We start from the raw sequence: 16189 nt of genomic DNA, 5'->3' as shown, positions 1-16189 counted from the left end.
TATGCGCATTTTACATACAGCTGACTGGCACCTCGGCAAAACGCTGGAAGGCAGAAGCCGGCTGAGCGAGCAGGCCGAGGTATTGGAAGAGCTGAATACCATTGTCAAGGAAGAAAATATTGATGCGGTCATTATGGCGGGGGATGTATTTGATACGGTCAACCCGCCTGCGCTCGCTGAACAATTGTATTACGAAAGTCTTTCCGCGCTTTCTGACGGCGGAAAGCGCCCGGTTGTCGTCATTGCCGGAAACCATGACAATCCCGACAGGCTGGCGGCGGCTTCTCCGTTAACAAATGAGCGCGGCATTCATTTAATCGGCTATCCGCGGACAGAACCTGTGCATATTGAAGTGCCGTCGGCGGACGAGCTGTTAGCCGTAGCTGCGCTGGCATATCCGTCAGAGGCGAGATTAAACGAAGTGCTTTCTGATACGTTTGAGGAAAAGCTTCTTCGCGATCATTACGATGTCAAAATCAGAGAGGCGTTTACTCACATGTGCGGACTGTGCCGGGACGATGCCGTGAAAATCGCGGCGAGCCACATTTATGTCGCGGGGGGAAATCAGACCGATTCAGAGCGTCCGATTGAAGTCGGGGGAGCTTACACGGTCGCCGCTGACAGCCTGCCGGCTGATGCGGCTTACGTGGCTCTCGGCCATCTCCACCGTCCGCAAACGATCAAGCGCGCCAAGACGGCTGCCCGTTATTCAGGCTCTCCGCTGGCATACAGCTTTTCAGAAGCCGGTTATGCCAAATCGGTGACGGTGGTAGAAGCGAAGCCCGGCGGAGAAGCGAAGTGGGAAGAGATTTTCCTGTCTTCCGGTAAACCGCTCGTCAAATGGAAAGCGCAGGGGCTGAGCGAGGTTCACGGCTGGCTCGATGAAGGGCGTGACCGGAATGCCTGGATCGATCTTGATATCCATTTGACGGATCAGCTTTCTCTCGAGGAAATTCATCGGCTGAGAAAGGCGCATCCCGGCTTTATCCATATCAGGCCGGTTTTTGAAGAAAAAGAGACCGGCAATGACCGGATTGAAGTGAAACACACATCAATTGAGGATCGATTTAAGAAGTTTTATGAAAAACAAACGGGCGGCGGCGTGCCGGATGAGGAGATGGTCAAGCTGTTTTTAGAGCTTGCGTCAACAGATGATGAGGAGGATGCGACATGAAGCCGATTCTGTTAACGATAAAAGGGCTCCACAGCTTCAGGGAGGAACAGACCATTGATTTTGCCGGACTGTCCGGAGCCGGGGTGTTCGGAATTTTCGGGCCGACCGGAAGCGGAAAATCATCGATCCTTGATGCCATGACACTCGCTTTATACGGAAAAGTGGAGCGCGCCGCAAATAATACGCACGGCATCTTGAATCATGCCGAAGATCAGCTCGCCGTCTCATTTACATTCGCGCTTCAATCCGGCCACCGGGTTTCCTACAAGGTCGAGCGCGTTTTTAAGAGAACGGATGAAACGAAAGTAAAAACCGCCCTCTGCCGCCTGATTGAAATCAAAGACGAACAAACGGTGCTGGCCGATAAAGCGAATGAAGTGAACAAAAAGGTAGAGGAGCTTCTTGGCCTGACCATTGACGACTTTACAAGAGCCGTCGTGCTGCCGCAAGGAAAGTTTGCCGAGTTTCTGTCGCTTAAAGGCGCGGAAAGAAGACATATGCTCCAGCGCCTGTTTAATCTGGAACAGTACGGGGACAGGCTTGTCAAAAAATTGCGGCGGCGGGCGCAGGAAGCGGCAGCGAAAAAAAATGAAATGCTGGCCGAACAATCCGGCCTCGGAGACGCAGGAGAAGATGCGCTGAAGCAGGCTGAACAGCAGTTTCACGAAGCGAACGAACGGCTTGAAGAAGCTGAGAAGAAACGGGTCCGGGCAAAAGAGCGCTTTGAGAATCACCAGGAAATTTGGAACCTGCAGACAGAAAGAGATGAATATGAGCGCCGGGAGAAAAAGCTTGAGGAAAGACGCCCGTACATCACGGATTTGACTGAGCGTCTTAAAGAGGCGGAAACAGCTCTCGCCCTTGAGCCGTACGCAGACCGTTACACAGAAGCCGTCCGCCGGAAGCAGCGCGCCGAACAGGAACACGAACTGGCCAAACGGAAATCAGAGGCGGAAACCGTTTCATTTACCCGGCAAAATGAAGCCTATGAAGCATGGCGGGCCCATAAGGCCGAACAGGAGCCGAAGCTTGTCAAGGAAGAAGAGCTGTATCAAAGACTTTCAGCCATTGAACAAAAACTGCTTGAAGCGAAAAAAGAAGCGGAAAAAACAAATGCGGAACACAGCAAAAAAGAGGAAGAATACGAAGCCGCCTCGAAACAGCTGGCCGGAGTGAAAGACCGCCTGACCCGCGGCCAAAACAGGCAGAATGAGCTGAAAGAAGAGCTGAAAGCAGTTCAAGTGACCGCCGATGAACGGAAAAAATGCCAGACCGCCGCACAGCTGGCGGCAGGCTTTCAGCAGACACAGGAACAAATCACGAAAGAACGGGCCAATCTGACAACGCAGCTGAAAAACGTGGAGAAGCTGAACGGAGAAAGCGAGTCGCTCACAGCGAAAGCGAAAACGGAAGAGGAAGATATTACGCACGCTTATCAAACGCTTCAAACCGTTTACCATATGGTCTGTGAAACGGAACGTTCACTGAAAGCCGTAGCCGAACGGGCTGACAAAACGCAAGCCGATCTCCGCAGGCGCTCAGAGGAAGCGAGAACGGCTGCATTAACAAAAGAATTATCGGAAAAACTAATCGAAGGAAAGCCTTGTCCTGTATGCGGCTCGACGCAGCATGACCGCCCGCGTTCCGCTCATGAAACATTCTCGCCTGATACGGCTGTACAGGAACAGCTGCAGCAGGTTGAAGCGCTGCTTTCTGAGGCGGCGGCTCTTTCTCAGGAGGTGCTGACGGCCAAGGTTGCATTAGAAGAACAGTCGGGGCGTTTTACCGAAGAATGTCCGTTTCTGCAAAGCGCCCGGGTTCCGGAGCTGGAAGCCGCTTCCTCCATCAGCGGACGCCCGCTTGATGAAGCGTTCAGCGCCGTCCGCTTGGAGTGGAAACAAATGAAACAGGATATGCTGTCGGTAAAAGAGAAGGTCACAAGACTGATCAGCGCGCATCAGCAGACGGTGAAACAAGCTGAGCAGCTTGCCGAACGAATCCGCTACGAGGAAAAAGAAGTCGGCCGTCTCAGACATTCATTAGAAGAGCTTGAATCGCTGTCAGAAAGCCGATTGAATCAGTACAATGAAGTCTGCGGTGATATTCCGCCAAACCGGATTGACGCCTGGCAGGCTTCGATAGATGAGAAGGACAGGCAGGCAGAAGAATGTGAGAAGCGCATTGAAACAAGCATCGCATTCCTCAAGGAACATGAAGAGGAGAAAGAACGCCTGCAGGAGATGAAGCATCGGCTTGAACGGGAACGGCTCGAGCTTCACTATGCGTCTGAGCGCCTGCAGCAGGTGATTGACGGATATGAACAAGAGCTCGGAACAGCAGCCGAAGAAACATCAATTTCCGCAAAGCTTGAAGCGGTGCGGCAGGAATTACAGCTGTTAAAATCCAAAGAACAGTCCCTATTCGACGCGCTGAAGCAGGCGCAGCAATCACTGAATGACGCAAAAGGCCGGGAATCCGGGAGTCTCATGTCACTCAGGGATGCTGAGACCTCCCTTGAGAAAGCGCAAAACGACTGGCGCGTGAGGTCAAAAGACACCGGGTTTGCCGAGCCGGACCAAGTCAAAAAAAGTCTGCTTCCGCAAGGGCGTGCAGAGGAAATGAAAAAAGAAATTGATGAGTTCCTGGACACCTCAAAACAGCTATCGGCAAATATCAGCCGTGTTACTGATAAATTAGCCGAGCGCCGGATATCGGAGGAAGAATGGACAGCATCCGTTTCTCTGCTGAAGCAGGCAGAGGCTGAGTTAGGGGCCGCCATGGAGGAAAAAGGAGCACAGGCAAAAGCCTTCGCGGTTATGCAAAAACAGCATAAGCGCTTTAAAGAGATTGAAGCCGAACTGAAAAGCTGGCAGACACAGATTGACAGGCTTGATAAGCTCCAGTCTGTATGTAAAGGCAATACATTCGTCGAATTTTTAGCGGAAGAACAGCTGGAAAGCGTGGCTCGGGACGCCTCTGCCCGTCTCGGAGCGCTGACAAGGCAGCGATATGCCATATTAGTCGATTCAGAAGGCGGTTTCGTCATGCGTGATGACGCGAACGGAGGCGTCAAACGGCCCGTATCAAGCCTTTCCGGCGGGGAGACGTTTCTGACATCGCTGTCGCTTGCGCTTGCCTTGTCCGCCCAGATTCAGCTGAGGGGGCAATACCCGCTGCAATTCTTTTTCTTAGATGAAGGATTCGGGACTCTTGACCAAGGGCTCTTAGACACCGTTGTCACAGCGCTCGAAAAGCTGCAATCGGACAACTTATCCGTCGGAGTGATCAGCCATGTGCAGGAGCTGAGAGCGCGTCTGCCGAAAAAATTAATCGTTCATCCGTCCGAACCGGGCGGGAAAGGCACCCGGGTCACATTGGAGATCATGTAGAAAGGAGAAGGAATTATGGCCGATTCTGCCGAGGGCACATGTGAATTATGCGGCCGCCATCATGTGCGGCTGACGGAGCACCACTTAACGCCTAAGGAAGAAGGCGGGACATTCCTTCCGACCGCAATGCTCTGCATCCCTTGTCATAAACAGGTTCACGCGCTCTATACGAATCAGGAGCTTGCGGCAAGGCTCGCGGGAATAGAAGAGCTGCGGCGTGACCCGAAACTCGCGCGGTTTGTGAAATGGATCAGAAAACAGCCGCCGGAAAAGCTTGTAAAAACAAAAAAAGCAAATGAACGAACATAACGCTGAACCAAAAGCAGCCCTCTTCTGAAAGAGCGGCTGCTTTTTAGGCGTTTCCTACCACATTTTGATCGCTGACATCGGGGTCTATATAGTTTGTCGCATTGACAACGTTGTTTAATAACAGGAAATCTCCGGTATTGCCTGCTCCCGAACCGAGCGCAGATTTAGAAGAGCTTTTTGGAGAAAGGTAAAAGGAATCACCAAAGTTTACGACTCCGCCCGATATGGAATTGATAGCTATAGGTCCGGTAATTGCTGGCATAAACGACACCCTTTATAGAAGTCTCACCGTCATTATATGTCAGGGCTGCTGTGATTGTGAGCTTGGTGTGACAATCTGCCTAATATGTTTCAGCCGCGAATCTCCCAGAACGATCGACGTCGATCCGATTTGAACCACGGACGCTGACGATACCCCTTGAACTTTCACATTCCTTACCCGAATTGAAGGGTTTTCATGGCAGAATGCGCTTTGGACTCCCGTTTCCGGTAACGGCATGACGGCCGGCTGCCGAAAGATCTGGTATTCTTTTTTGTTAAATGAGCCTTCATCGTCTCTGTATAAGGCAATAGTACGCTGATTGGCCAATACTTTGATCCGCATATTGATTTCATTCGTATCGCCTGCTTGAAAGACACTCGCAATCCCGACTGAATTGATTTTGGCGTTCCGGAGGCGTGAAATGCGCTTTAACATTATTCCGGCGCCAGCGGCACATAAGGCCCGATAATAAGAGATTCCGGAGGCGTGTCAAAGATGGAAGACAGATAGACGGAATCGGTGTCGCCGATTAATAATAAGGAAGAACTGGACACACCGGTAGACCGGATGTCGCCGACTTCAATATTCCGGTTAATCACTGTAAAAATCATGACGGATCATCACCTTTCATTTCACCAGGTATGTGCTTAATAAAGTGCTCAACGGCCCTGACAATATCACGCTTCACATGTTCGGCAATCTGCTCGGCATATTGCGCGGGCGCCGTATTTTCTTCTTTCGGGACATGGGACAGATAATACTGAATCCGGCTGTCCATCTGCTTTCTGATATCTTCAATAATATGATATTTGTTCGTTTCGTCCAGCCTGCTCTCATACTGAGTTTCGAGCTGTTCTAAAAGCGCGGGGATTTCTTCATTCAGGTACATATCGACGTTTTGGCGGATTTGCTGCATTTGCTGGCCCGCCTGTTCCTGCTGCATCATTCCGACCTGCGGAGATGTCTGGCCGACTTCGAAGTTTTGCACGGCATTCGGATCAGTCGGATTCAATCCGATATTCAGCGTTCCTTCCAGCCGTTCAATTTTCAGCTGATCAAATTTATACTCGAGCCGATCGATTCTTGTAGAAGGCTGCTGCTTCAGCGTTGAAATTTCATTTTGGAATTCTTTCAGCTGCCGTTCGAGCTCCTGAATCTGCTGCGCCTGCTGCTGGACGAAAGAATTTAAATTCTGCAGGTAGGATGAAACGGATTGATCATACATGACATTCACCTCGCGTCTCGTTTCCTTCATTAAAACTACCGGCTTGGCGGCTGGAGCGGTACAAATGATGAGGTGCCGGGACCTCCCCCTGTTGTTACAGTCTGCTGCCCCGCGGTGACAGGCGGCGCCGGCTCAACATAACTCCCTGTGTTGTACAGATTGGAAAGAGATTTAATTGAACCGGCGCTTCCGATTTGCAGTATGGAGGAATTGCTGACAGATTCTACACGCATGTAATTGATATGGATCGACTGATTGACGTAAAAATTCATACGGCGCCTCCTTTATGCGTTTCCTGCCATCGGCTGATCGATTACATCATTATCGTACACATTCGTTGAATTCCTGTAATTCGTCAGTGTGAGATTGTCTCCGGTATTGAAGCTGCCCGCTCCGGCAAATGTCTTAACCTCTGCTTTTGGAGAAATGGTGATGCAGTCGCCTATATGAACGACTCCGCTCGTACCGACGGCATTAATTTTAAACGCTCCGACAATTGCGGGCATACGAGCACATCCTTTTCGTGAAGATTTTCATGACTGCACTTCAGGAGCTTATCTGGGCTGCCTGCCTAAAATAGCTTATGACAAATGCACATTTTTGTGAGCGGAAAAAACTTTAGACGTAAAAACACCGGCGCTTTACGCATGCCGGGTCTTATACATAAATGATACAGATTTATATACATATCACGTTTATGAGAAAGCCTCTTTTTTTCCTGCGGTGCGGCCGTGCTCAATCTGTGCGGCCGGGTTCAGCCCGCTGTCTTTCGTTTGTTGGATGAGCCCGCCCCGGCACCCGTTTAAAAGGCTGTCCAGCTCCTGGCTGCACCTGATGGTCTCCGTTGCATTGATTCCGAATTTTTGCGCTGTCTCGAATAAAGTTAATCTTTTTTCTTCAATTTTGTTCATCGTGTGATCTCCAATTCTCGATTATTTTGGAAAACATAGGATGATAATAGTATAACCCATTTTGGCCAAGAAGGTTTTATTTCGTCAATATGACTAAAAAAGTGACAATTTTTGATACTCTTTTACACTTATTTTCAGCCTGTTTAAAAGAGGAATTTCCCGCCCGGAGGAAGAATACATAAAGGAATGCCAGATTTAAAAATGATGGGGGATTAACATGAAATTTGCGACAGGGGAACTGAACAGCCGAACATTTGTCGGTCTGATCATTGATGATGACAAAATCTTAGATCTGCAAAAGGCTGAAAAAAAATTGTTTGAACTTGAGACGATTCCGGGTTCGCTGATCGAGTGCATTCAAAAAGGAGATAAGTTTGTCGCGCATGCCGGACAGCTTGCGGAATGGGCGAAAAAACCGAATGACGAGTCGGGTTCATTTATGTATGCGCTGTCTGACGTAAAGCTTTGCGCGCCTATTCCAAGACCTTCAAAGAACGTGATCTGCATCGGGAAAAATTATCGTGATCATGCTGTTGAAATGGGGAGTGAGGCTGATATACCGGAGCATCCCATGGTTTTTACGAAAGCCCCCGCTGCCGTTACAGGACACGGAGAAACAGTGGACAGCCACTTGGACGTAACGGAGCAGCTTGATTATGAAGGGGAGCTTGCGGTAATCATATCAAAAAGCGGATCGCACATCTCCAAAGAACATGCGCTTGATCATATATTCGGCTATACAATTGTAAATGATATAACAGCGCGCGATCTGCAGAAGAAACATAAACAGTTTTTTATCGGCAAAAGCCTCGATACGACATGCCCGATGGGCCCGGTCATTGTACATAAGTCGGCCGTCAGTGATCCGCAAAGCCTGAAAGTTGAAACGCGGGTGAACGGAGAATTGCGCCAATCAGGATCAACGGGGGACATGATTTTTCCGATAGCTGAATTAATCGAAACGCTGTCAAAAGGAATGACGCTTGAAGCCGGTGACATTATAGCGACGGGGACGCCGTCCGGTGTCGGAAAAGGGTTTAAGCCGCCGAAATTTTTAAAGCCGGGGGACCGCATTGACATTACAATTGAACCGATCGGCACGCTGTCGAACCAAATCGGATAATTGTGTGTCCATCGCACGATTGATAATGCTCCGAGCGGCTTGTTGTGGTACCATAAGTGAGGCAGATTGATCTGATAGGGGGAATTGAACATAATGACACATTGGCATATTACTTCATGGGTCGTTGCGCTTATCCTGGTGTTTGTCAGCTACGGGCTGTACGGTTCCGGAAAAGCGAAGGGCGCAAAAATTACGCATATGATTCTGCGCTTATTCTACATTATTATTATTCTGACCGGAGCTGAGCTTTTTGTCCGTTTTGCGAATTGGAACGGAGAATACGCCGGAAAAATGCTGCTCGGCATCATTACCATCGGACTGATGGAAATGCTCGTCATCCGTAAGAAAAAAGGCAAATCAACCGGCGGACTGTGGATCGGTTTTATTATCGTGCTCGTCCTGACGGTGCTGCTCGGCCTTCACTTGCCGATCGGCTTTCACGTATTTTAATCCATCGCTTGAAAAACCCGGATGCATCCGGGTTTTTTTAGTTGCGCAACTGTGCCGCTGAATGAGAAATGCCGTGACAGGGGATGTTGATGAGGCGAAGGAGATGTGCAGGATGCCAAAAGCGTCAATCACTCTTGTTGCCGCAAAAGCTACGGCTGTGAAGGGTAAAAGCAAACGCCGGGCATCAATCAGCGTGAAAAACAAAGCTGAATACATCAGGCGGCACCTATTTAAAAGGTGCCGCCTGTTTGTTACGCGGTGCCGTCTTGTTTTGCCGCAGAATACATAATGGAGCGCCGCCCGTCAGATGCCGTCCATTCAAATCTGTCGTGTTTACCCGAGCTGCCGCGGTGATGCTGCAGGGCGCATTGTGCGTCATCCGCCGAGAAGTGATAAAACGAAACGCCTTCACCGGAAAACAGCGCCTGATTGTAGGAAAATACGCAATCATATACAGACAGGCCGAACCCGTGCAGATGGCTGAGAAACAGCAGGAACGTTTCATCGTCCAGCGAATCGAGCAAGGTTAACAGCGGCCGTTTGACCGCCTTTTCATAACGGATTTCTTCCCCGCCGAGCAGGGGGATGGTGTCTGCACCGATTTCGGCCGCGCCGCCGCAAATCCGTGCCGGCTGCCATCTGCCGCCGCGTTTCATCAATACGTCTGCGTTTGCTAGACTGTCTGCAAGCAGGATATCGCCTTCATCGTTTTCGATGAGGCAGATGCCGTCCTCTATCATCAGGGTGCCGCGCCCCCATTTGTTTTTTTCTGAGAAAAGCTGTTTTCGTTTCATAACCGTGCCGGTCTCCTTTGTTTGTTTCTTCTCTTCCGTTCTTTCCAAATCGGGCTTGTCTCATACAACTCTTAGTGGGACAAATCAACTATCTGCGTTTCTTTGCATAAACTGGGTAAAGTGCTGATAGAAACGAATTTGATACCGACAGAAACGGGATTGGAGCTGATATCACATGTGTGGAATTGCGGGTTGGGTCGATTTTCAAAAGCAGCTCGTCCAAGAGAAACATATTATGAACAATATGATAGACACTCTTTCAAAACGAGGGCCTGATGATTCAAACGTCTGGGGAGAGCCCCATGTTTTATTCGGACATAAAAGACTTTCGGTCGTTGACATTGAAGGCGGCCGCCAGCCGATGGCCTGCACGCATCAAGAGGAAACGTACACCATCATTTATAATGGCGAGCTGTATAACACGGAGGAATTGCGGAAGGAGCTTCAGGCGAGGGGCCACCGTTTTGAGAGGACCTCTGATACAGAAGTGCTGCTGCACAGCTATATTGAGTGGCGGGAGGAGTGCGTGGACCGCTTGAACGGTATTTTCGCTTTTGCCATCTGGGATGAAAAGCGCAAGCGGCTGTTCGGGGCAAGAGACCGGCTCGGCGTCAAACCGTTTTTTTATAAAGAACACGGCTCTTCCTTTCTGTTTGGGTCGGAATTGAAAGCCATCCTTGCTCATCCTGATGTGAAAGCCCGCACAGACAGCGGCGGACTTGCGGAAGTATTCGGACTCGGGCCGTCCAGAACTCCGGGCTGCGGGGTGTTTAAAGGAATTCACGAGGTGCGTCCCGCCCATGCGTTCACTTTCTCAAAGGACGGTTTGTCCATATGGCGTTATTGGAATGTAAAGAGCGAAAAGCATACAGACAGCTTCGATGAAACCGCAGCTCACATTCGGTACTTATTTCAGGATGCAGTGACACGCCAGCTCGTATCTGACGTGCCGATTTGCACGTTTTTATCAGGGGGGCTTGATTCGAGCGCGATAACCGCGATAGCCGCGGCTCATTTTGAGAAACAAGGCAGAGATCCCCTTCATACTTATTCAATTGATTATGAGGAGAACAGCAAATTTTTTAAAGCGAGCGCCTTTCAGCCGAATGATGACGGCCCGTGGATCGATAAAATGACAAATGCATTCGGCACACAGCATCATAAGTGCGTGATTACGCAGGATCAGCTGATTGAACATCTGAAGGAATCCGTTCTCGTCAGAGACCTGCCGGGCATGGCTGATGTTGATTCATCGCTATTATGGTTCTGCCGGGAAATTAAAAAAGATTTTGTCGTGAGCCTTTCCGGAGAATGTGCGGACGAAATTTTCGGCGGATATCCGTGGTTTCACACAGCGGCAGAAGAAGAGGGATTTCCTTGGATGAGGTCGACTGAGGAGAGGGTCACGCTCTTGGATGAAAAGTGGCAAAAACGGCTGAATCTTAGAGAATACGTGAATGCGAGATATGAAGAAACCATTGCGGAAACGCCGCTGTTAGATGGTGAGACGGGAACAGATAAAGCGAGACGGCAGCTGTTCTACTTAAATATGCTTTGGTTTATGACAAATCTGCTCGACCGCAAAGATCGCATGAGCATGGGCGCAAGTCTTGAAGTACGGGTGCCGTTCGCCGACCACAGACTTGTGGAATACGTTTGGAATATTCCTTGGGAAATGAAAATGCATGGCAGCCGGGAAAAAGGTATCTTGCGGAAAGCGCTTGAAGGACTGCTTCCTGAAGATATTTTGTACCGCAAAAAAAGTCCTTATCCGAAAACGCATCACCCGAAATACACGCAGGGGGTCACAGAATGGCTGAAAACGATTTTACAACAGAAAGATTCCGTGCTTCACACCCTGCTTGACAGAAAGAAGCTGGAAATGCTGCTGGAGACAGAAGGTTCATCTTTTCAGGTTCCGTGGTTCGGCCAGCTGATGAAAGGCCCGCAGCTGATCGCCCATCTTGCCCAGATCCATACATGGTTTGAGGCGTACCGTATCGATATAGAAGAATAACAGTGCCGCGACCGGTTTCCGCTGAAGGATATCGGTCTTTTTATTGTGAAACATATGGTACACTAAAAAACAGAGGAGTGATACCATGACCGAATACGAAACATGCGCCCAGCTTGCCGAGGCGCACTTTCCTTTATATAAACGGACTTTCTCATCCCTGCCGCCAAAAAACAGGCGGGCCGCATGGGCGGTGCTTGCTTTGTTTCACGAAGCTGACCGGCTTGATGTGCAGGAACTTGGAGGATTTGAACAGGCGGCACAAGACTTTCTGAACGGGTCACGCGCCGACGGCTTTTTGTGGGAGGCGCTCACCGATGTGCGGCAGCAATTTGCGCTTGAAGAAGAGCCGTTACGTGAGTTTATCGCCGGCCAAATCTCTGACAGAGAAAAAGTAACGTATCAAGAGTTTGATGACCTGCTGATGTATGCGGGCCAAACAGGCGGAGCCCTCGGCCTGCTGCTGCTGCCGGTTTGTGCGCGCCGGAACCAAGAGAAACTCCGCCATGCAGCCGTTTCATTAGGAGCAGCCATTCAGCTGACCCGGGTGCTTCTGGAGGTCCATACGGACGAGCGGGCGAAAAAGCGTCTCCCGCGCCAGGTGATGAAGCAATTCGGCTATACGGAAGAAGAACTGGAGAGCCATACCGTCAACAAAGCTTTTATGAATGTATGGGAGTACATCGCATTCGAGGCCGAGGCGTATTTCGAGGAGGCGTCTGAAGAGCTGGAGCTGTTTCCGTTATACTCAAGGCCCGCCGTTACCGGCTTGCTCACACATTACCGGTCAGAGCTCGGTGACATGAGACAACGGCTTTCACAAGCATAAAAAAACGCCCAGCTTCATAACGAAGCTTCGGGCGTTTATGCAATCCCTTTTTGAATCCAAATCCGCGACCGCCATCTTCTGTACATAAGAATGCCTCTGACCCATTCATCTGCGATAAATGAAATCCAGATGCCCATAAGCCCTAATCCGAAATGGATGCCGAACAGATAAGCGAGCGGCAGTCCGATACCCCACATGGAAATCATCGCCATGTAGACGGGGAATTTTGCATCTCCGGCAGCCCGCAGCGAGTTGATGATAATGACATTGAATGAACGGCCGGGCTCAAGAATGATCGTCATGGCGATCAGCATGCTCGCCGTCGCAATAATGTCAGGGCTGCTTGTGAAAATTCCGATCAGCTGCTTTGAAAACAAAGTCATGATCACGGATGTCAAAGCGGCAATGCCAAGCGCCCAGTACAGACTTTTCATGCAGCGGTCATAAGCGTCGTCAAACCGTTTGGCGCCGATATATCTGCCGATCAAAATCTGTGTGCCCTGGCTGATCGCTGTTCCGAACAGCAGGATAAACATGGTGATGTTTTGTGTATAAACCTTTGTTGTAAGCGCCTGAGCGCCCATAATGGCGATAAAATAAGTGACAACCATTTGCGAAATGTTGTAAGACAGCTGTTCGCCGGCAGACGGAATCCCGATTTTCAGGAGTTTCCGCAAGTGCTCTTTATGGACGTGAAAAATCTTTTGCCATGTCAGACCGAGTCCGATGCGTTTTTTGACGATCACAATCATCGCGATCAGCCCGATGATCCGCGCGAAGGACGTTGACATCGCAACACCGGCGACGCCTAACACCGGAAGGCCGAGCGGCCCGAAAATGACAAGAAAGTTTCCGGCAATATTTAAAATATTCATCCCGATCGTAACGAACATCGTATCCTTCGTATGACCGTAGCTTTTTAAAATGGCGCTGAACGTCATAATCAAAGCCTGAATGAAGGACAGCCCGCCGACCACCTGCAAAAAGACTTTGGCATCCGGCATCAATTCATTGGAAAGACCCATCACATGAAGCAGCGGAACGGCCGCAAAAAATATGGCGGCGCTGATGGCGAGACTGATGACAAAGTTCGCTCCTATTGATACATAAGCCACTTCCTGCGCCTCTTTTTTCTGTTTAGATCCTAAAAACTGTGAAATCACAATTGTCGTACCCGTTGCGATAAAGCTGAACATCACGATAATTAAATTTAAAATCTGATTGCTGACACCCACGGCCGCCACACTGTTGTCAGAGTATTGGCTAAGCATAAGAGTGTCGGCGTTTCCCATAAACATATATAATGAAACCTCAATAAATATCGGCCAAGTCAGCGCGTATAATGAGAGTTTGTGATCAGAGGATTGTTTGAACGCAGCCCGTTTTAAAATCGCTTGTTTCATTTCTTTTAACCCCTTTCCTGACAAAATCAACGTTTAAAAGTGTACCTCCATTTTCTTATAATAAAAAGGGAGAGAAACGAAACTTCTTGCAAAAATCCGACTTAAAAAGGAGGGCCGAAAATATGTCCTTTCTCGAGTTCACAGTTCCTCCGTTCCCGGTCTTTATCGCTGCGGGAGAAGGAGTGTTCAAAAAAGGCGAAACCCATGTGAGACGGGTCTTCCCGGTGTTTGATCTGCTGTATGTGAAAGAAGGCGTCCTCTACATTACAGAAGACGAAAACGCCTTTTCCGTTGAAGCGGGAGAATATATTCTGCTTTCTCCCGGGCTTGAACATTACGGGACAAAAGGCAGTGAAGAAACGACATCCTATTCGTGGCTTCATTTTGAGGGAGCGGATTATGAGATGGCGGAAACAACCGGGAACAATTGGTCGGAGCTGAGGCGAAAAAAAGGGAGCTTTGAAGAGCCGTCCCGCTACCGCCTGTCCCTGCCGCAAAAAGGGAAGGTGAGACGCCCGCAGTTTATGGCCGGGCAATTCAGTGTGCTGACAGATGACAGCGCCGAGAATTCCGACCTGCCGCTCAGAAAGCAGATTCTGTTTGAAGAGCTGCTGCTCCATCTTCAGAAGGAAGCGTTCCAAATCCCGTCCGCAAAGGAAAGAGTCGCATGGGAGGCCGCCCGGTACCTGCAGGAGCACTACAAGGAGAAAACAACCATCAAAGCGCTTTCATCGGCTCTTCATTACAACCAAGACTACGTGACCCGCTGTATGCAGCAGGTGCTCGGCGTCACGCCCGGCCAGTATACGAACAAAGTCAGAATGACGGAGGCGAAACGTCTTTTGTCCGCAACCAATGACAAAATGGGGACAATCGCGGATGCCATCGGTATGGAAGACCCGACCTATTTTTCCAAACTGTTTAAACAGATTGAAGGCATTTCGCCGCTTGAATACCGCAAATTCGTAAGCCGGAAAACGGACTGACCTAAAACCAGAGAACAAAAGAGGGATCGGTAAGCATGAAAATGACAATTTACGATGTGGCCGAAAAAGCGGGCGTCTCCGGCTATATCGGATTATGATAGATTCGAAGTAAAAAAGCAAAGGCCCGGGAGGCCTTTGCTTTTTTATGATTCGTATGAGAAAAAAATGTAGTCAGTCGGCACGCCTTTATAGCCCATTTGGTGAAGCATCGCGATGATATTGCCGCGATGGTATGTGCCGTGATTCACAACATGCCGGATCACATCGGCATATGTCGTCTGAAGCGTCCCCAGGCGCGGATGAGAAATAGAGATCGGACCTTCCGGGTTCTCCATTTCTTTTAAAAATTCGCTGAATTCTTTGTCCAGTTCAGTCATTCTATGTTCAATCGCCTCAAAATCTCCGTCAAGCTTTTCAAATTGATCAAACTGCGAGACGATTTGTTCGAAAGTTTCTCCGTAAAGCACGTGAAGCCAAATGTAATCAGCCCGGTATATATGCACAAGCACGGCGTTCACAGTCGGAAAAACACTTTTCAGTTTCTGCTGTAAGCTGACCGCGGGCAGCGTCTTCAGATGCTGAATAACTTGCTCATTTGCCCATCTGTGGTAGTGATACAGCTTTAAAATGTCTGACATTCCAATTCCCCCTCTTCTTCCGGTACATTCAACATGGCCTGGCCGAATTCCTTTTATCGAAACAAAAGCGCCGCAAAATAAAAAGCAGCACCCCACATCACCAATGCCGAGCATTTATTCAGGATGCCGAGGAGCCGGCCTCCTGTATCCGCCGTTTGAACGAGCCGTCCCGCGAATGCCAGTCCGGCGAACCATACCCAGGAAACCGCGATACAAGCACCGGCAAACAGCCATTTATCAATTCCCGGATAGGCGGCGGAGCTTGTGCCGATGACACTGACGGTATCCAAAATCGCATGCGGGTTCAAAAGGGATACCATGACGGCCGTGACCGCCTGTTTTTTTGCCGTGAAAACCGTTTTTCTCGCCTGTTCGGCCTGCGGTTTGCTTCTCCAAGTCTGCCAGCCTAAAAAACTGAGAAACAAAAAGCCGCCTATAAGCATGACGGTCTGAAAAACGGGAATCTCTGCAATAATCATTGACACGCCTGCGACGGCCGCGCTGATGAGAATCGTATCGCATACCGCGGCGGCAATCACTGCGGGAAATGCCTGCCACACATGTTTTTGCCAGGCTCCCTGCTGAAAAATAAACACGTTTTGCGCGCCCAATGGCAAAATAAGGCCGAAAGCGAGCATCACTCCGTGAAGAATGGCATTCATTTCGTAAAACCCTCCAATCG

The 16189-nt window shown here is 49.6% G+C and carries 19 protein-coding genes; 8 read left to right on the top strand and 11 right to left on the bottom strand.

The genetic code is table 11. From position 1 onward, the window contains the following. The first annotated feature begins 1 nt into the window (after position 1). Genes sbcD through ABK447_RS15135 form a run of 3 tightly spaced genes read left to right on the top strand, consistent with a single transcriptional unit; the run spans position 2 to position 4872 of the window. On the top strand, positions 2-1174 hold the full coding sequence (gene sbcD / locus ABK447_RS15145; protein ID WP_039062865.1) for an exonuclease subunit SbcD: 1173 nt from the start codon (positions 2-4) through the stop codon (positions 1172-1174). Further along, positions 1171-4563, top strand: a complete 3393-nt coding sequence (sbcC, locus tag ABK447_RS15140; protein WP_349909092.1) for an exonuclease subunit SbcC — start codon at positions 1171-1173, stop codon at positions 4561-4563. The genes sbcD and sbcC overlap by 4 nt, the downstream gene beginning before the upstream one ends. Positions 4564-4578: 15 nt before the next feature. Beyond that, positions 4579-4872 (top strand): hypothetical protein, encoded by a 294-nt coding sequence (locus tag ABK447_RS15135; RefSeq protein ID WP_007610512.1) that lies wholly within the window; start codon positions 4579-4581, stop codon positions 4870-4872. A 43-nt stretch (positions 4873-4915) separates the two neighbouring features. On the opposite strand, the gene ABK447_RS15130 is transcribed toward ABK447_RS15135, so the two are convergent. The 7 genes from ABK447_RS15130 to ABK447_RS15100 form a co-directional block, all read right to left on the bottom strand. Next, complete coding sequence (locus ABK447_RS15130) at positions 4916-5134, bottom strand: spore germination protein (protein ID WP_003155143.1); 219 nt, start codon at positions 5132-5134, stop codon at positions 4916-4918. Positions 5135-5173: 39 nt separating this feature from the next. Next, complete coding sequence (locus ABK447_RS15125) at positions 5174-5569, bottom strand: spore germination protein GerPE (RefSeq protein WP_039062867.1); 396 nt, start codon at positions 5567-5569, stop codon at positions 5174-5176. Then, the gene (locus ABK447_RS15120; RefSeq protein ID WP_003155141.1) at positions 5569-5745 is read right to left on the bottom strand and encodes a hypothetical protein; all 177 of its coding nucleotides are present in this window, start codon (positions 5743-5745) and stop codon (positions 5569-5571) included. The genes ABK447_RS15125 and ABK447_RS15120 overlap by 1 nt, the downstream gene beginning before the upstream one ends. After that, positions 5742-6359 carry a spore germination protein GerPC gene (locus ABK447_RS15115; RefSeq protein ID WP_003155139.1) on the bottom strand — a complete coding sequence of 206 codons (618 nt, stop codon included), beginning with the start codon at positions 6357-6359 and terminating at the stop codon, positions 5742-5744. Before ABK447_RS15115 ends, ABK447_RS15120 begins: the two co-directional genes overlap by 4 nt. A 35-nt stretch (positions 6360-6394) precedes the next feature. Continuing rightward, complete coding sequence (locus tag ABK447_RS15110) at positions 6395-6631, bottom strand: spore germination protein GerPB (RefSeq protein WP_007409164.1); 237 nt, start codon at positions 6629-6631, stop codon at positions 6395-6397. Positions 6632-6643: 12 nt separating this feature from the next. Beyond that, positions 6644-6865, bottom strand: coding sequence for a spore germination protein (locus ABK447_RS15105; RefSeq protein ID WP_003155135.1), 222 nt, complete (start codon positions 6863-6865; stop codon positions 6644-6646). Positions 6866-7054: 189 nt separating this feature from the next. Continuing rightward, a complete protein-coding gene (locus ABK447_RS15100) occupies positions 7055-7270 on the bottom strand; it encodes an aspartyl-phosphate phosphatase Spo0E family protein (RefSeq protein WP_007409163.1) in 216 nt (71 codons plus the stop codon). Between the two features lie 217 nt (positions 7271-7487). Between ABK447_RS15100 and ABK447_RS15095 the strand changes: the two genes are divergently transcribed. Further along, the gene (locus ABK447_RS15095; RefSeq protein ID WP_031378473.1) at positions 7488-8393 is read left to right on the top strand and encodes a fumarylacetoacetate hydrolase family protein; all 906 of its coding nucleotides are present in this window, start codon (positions 7488-7490) and stop codon (positions 8391-8393) included. Between the two features lie 93 nt (positions 8394-8486). After that, the gene (locus tag ABK447_RS15090) at positions 8487-8843 is read left to right on the top strand and encodes a YisL family protein (RefSeq protein ID WP_007409161.1); all 357 of its coding nucleotides are present in this window, start codon (positions 8487-8489) and stop codon (positions 8841-8843) included. 251 nt (positions 8844-9094) lie between these two features. Here the strand turns inward: ABK447_RS15090 and ABK447_RS15085 are convergent, their stop codons facing one another. Then, the gene (locus ABK447_RS15085) at positions 9095-9637 is read right to left on the bottom strand and encodes a DUF2777 family protein (RefSeq protein ID WP_228550843.1); all 543 of its coding nucleotides are present in this window, start codon (positions 9635-9637) and stop codon (positions 9095-9097) included. A 175-nt stretch (positions 9638-9812) separates the two neighbouring features. On the opposite strand from ABK447_RS15085, the gene asnB reads away from it, so the two are divergent. Further along, complete coding sequence (asnB, locus tag ABK447_RS15080; protein ID WP_167860039.1) at positions 9813-11654, top strand: asparagine synthase (glutamine-hydrolyzing); 1842 nt, start codon at positions 9813-9815, stop codon at positions 11652-11654. A gap of 85 nt (positions 11655-11739) precedes the next feature. Next, positions 11740-12480, top strand: a complete 741-nt coding sequence (locus ABK447_RS15075) for a squalene/phytoene synthase family protein (RefSeq protein ID WP_095352252.1) — start codon at positions 11740-11742, stop codon at positions 12478-12480. Positions 12481-12515: 35 nt separating this feature from the next. Here ABK447_RS15075 and ABK447_RS15070 read toward each other — a convergent pair whose 3' ends face one another. Beyond that, entirely contained in the window at positions 12516-13883 is a 1368-nt protein-coding gene (locus tag ABK447_RS15070) for an MATE family efflux transporter (RefSeq protein WP_003155121.1), read from the bottom strand. Between the two features lie 122 nt (positions 13884-14005). On the opposite strand from ABK447_RS15070, the gene ABK447_RS15065 reads away from it, so the two are divergent. Continuing rightward, a complete protein-coding gene (locus ABK447_RS15065) occupies positions 14006-14869 on the top strand; it encodes an AraC family transcriptional regulator (RefSeq protein ID WP_025284537.1) in 864 nt (287 codons plus the stop codon). A 143-nt stretch (positions 14870-15012) separates the two neighbouring features. Here the strand turns inward: ABK447_RS15065 and ABK447_RS15060 are convergent, their stop codons facing one another. Next, positions 15013-15507 (bottom strand): DinB family protein, encoded by a 495-nt coding sequence (locus tag ABK447_RS15060; RefSeq protein ID WP_094031633.1) that lies wholly within the window; start codon positions 15505-15507, stop codon positions 15013-15015. A gap of 53 nt (positions 15508-15560) precedes the next feature. Continuing rightward, on the bottom strand, positions 15561-16169 hold the full coding sequence (locus ABK447_RS15055; RefSeq protein ID WP_025284538.1) for a LysE/ArgO family amino acid transporter: 609 nt from the start codon (positions 16167-16169) through the stop codon (positions 15561-15563). Positions 16170-16189 lie beyond the last annotated feature (20 nt).

The sequence above is a fragment of the Bacillus sp. hwrm1 genome, from assembly GCF_040207805.1.
Taxonomy (GTDB): Bacteria; Bacillota; Bacilli; order Bacillales; family Bacillaceae; genus Bacillus; species Bacillus velezensis.
This window is presented reverse-complemented; position numbering and strand designations above follow the sequence as displayed.

What these genes read in the sequence shown, in the direction of transcription:
- sbcD (WP_039062865.1), top strand. Translation starts at nt 2, where the DNA reads ATGCGCATTTTACATACAGCTGACTGGCACCTCGGCAAAACGCTGGAA.
- sbcC (WP_349909092.1), top strand. Translation starts at nt 1,171, where the DNA reads ATGAAGCCGATTCTGTTAACGATAAAAGGGCTCCACAGCTTCAGGGAG.
- ABK447_RS15135 (WP_007610512.1), top strand. Translation starts at nt 4,579, where the DNA reads ATGGCCGATTCTGCCGAGGGCACATGTGAATTATGCGGCCGCCATCAT.
- ABK447_RS15130 (WP_003155143.1), bottom strand. Translation starts at nt 5,134, where the DNA reads ATGCCAGCAATTACCGGACCTATAGCTATCAATTCCATATCGGGCGGA.
- ABK447_RS15125 (WP_039062867.1), bottom strand. Translation starts at nt 5,569, where the DNA reads ATGTTAAAGCGCATTTCACGCCTCCGGAACGCCAAAATCAATTCAGTC.
- ABK447_RS15120 (WP_003155141.1), bottom strand. Translation starts at nt 5,745, where the DNA reads ATGATTTTTACAGTGATTAACCGGAATATTGAAGTCGGCGACATCCGG.
- ABK447_RS15115 (WP_003155139.1), bottom strand. Translation starts at nt 6,359, where the DNA reads ATGTATGATCAATCCGTTTCATCCTACCTGCAGAATTTAAATTCTTTC.
- ABK447_RS15110 (WP_007409164.1), bottom strand. Translation starts at nt 6,631, where the DNA reads ATGAATTTTTACGTCAATCAGTCGATCCATATCAATTACATGCGTGTA.
- ABK447_RS15105 (WP_003155135.1), bottom strand. Translation starts at nt 6,865, where the DNA reads ATGCCCGCAATTGTCGGAGCGTTTAAAATTAATGCCGTCGGTACGAGC.
- ABK447_RS15100 (WP_007409163.1), bottom strand. Translation starts at nt 7,270, where the DNA reads ATGAACAAAATTGAAGAAAAAAGATTAACTTTATTCGAGACAGCGCAA.
- ABK447_RS15095 (WP_031378473.1), top strand. Translation starts at nt 7,488, where the DNA reads ATGAAATTTGCGACAGGGGAACTGAACAGCCGAACATTTGTCGGTCTG.
- ABK447_RS15090 (WP_007409161.1), top strand. Translation starts at nt 8,487, where the DNA reads ATGACACATTGGCATATTACTTCATGGGTCGTTGCGCTTATCCTGGTG.
- ABK447_RS15085 (WP_228550843.1), bottom strand. Translation starts at nt 9,637, where the DNA reads ATGAAACGAAAACAGCTTTTCTCAGAAAAAAACAAATGGGGGCGCGGC.
- asnB (WP_167860039.1), top strand. Translation starts at nt 9,813, where the DNA reads ATGTGTGGAATTGCGGGTTGGGTCGATTTTCAAAAGCAGCTCGTCCAA.
- ABK447_RS15075 (WP_095352252.1), top strand. Translation starts at nt 11,740, where the DNA reads ATGACCGAATACGAAACATGCGCCCAGCTTGCCGAGGCGCACTTTCCT.
- ABK447_RS15070 (WP_003155121.1), bottom strand. Translation starts at nt 13,883, where the DNA reads ATGAAACAAGCGATTTTAAAACGGGCTGCGTTCAAACAATCCTCTGAT.
- ABK447_RS15065 (WP_025284537.1), top strand. Translation starts at nt 14,006, where the DNA reads ATGTCCTTTCTCGAGTTCACAGTTCCTCCGTTCCCGGTCTTTATCGCT.
- ABK447_RS15060 (WP_094031633.1), bottom strand. Translation starts at nt 15,507, where the DNA reads ATGTCAGACATTTTAAAGCTGTATCACTACCACAGATGGGCAAATGAG.
- ABK447_RS15055 (WP_025284538.1), bottom strand. Translation starts at nt 16,169, where the DNA reads ATGAATGCCATTCTTCACGGAGTGATGCTCGCTTTCGGCCTTATTTTG.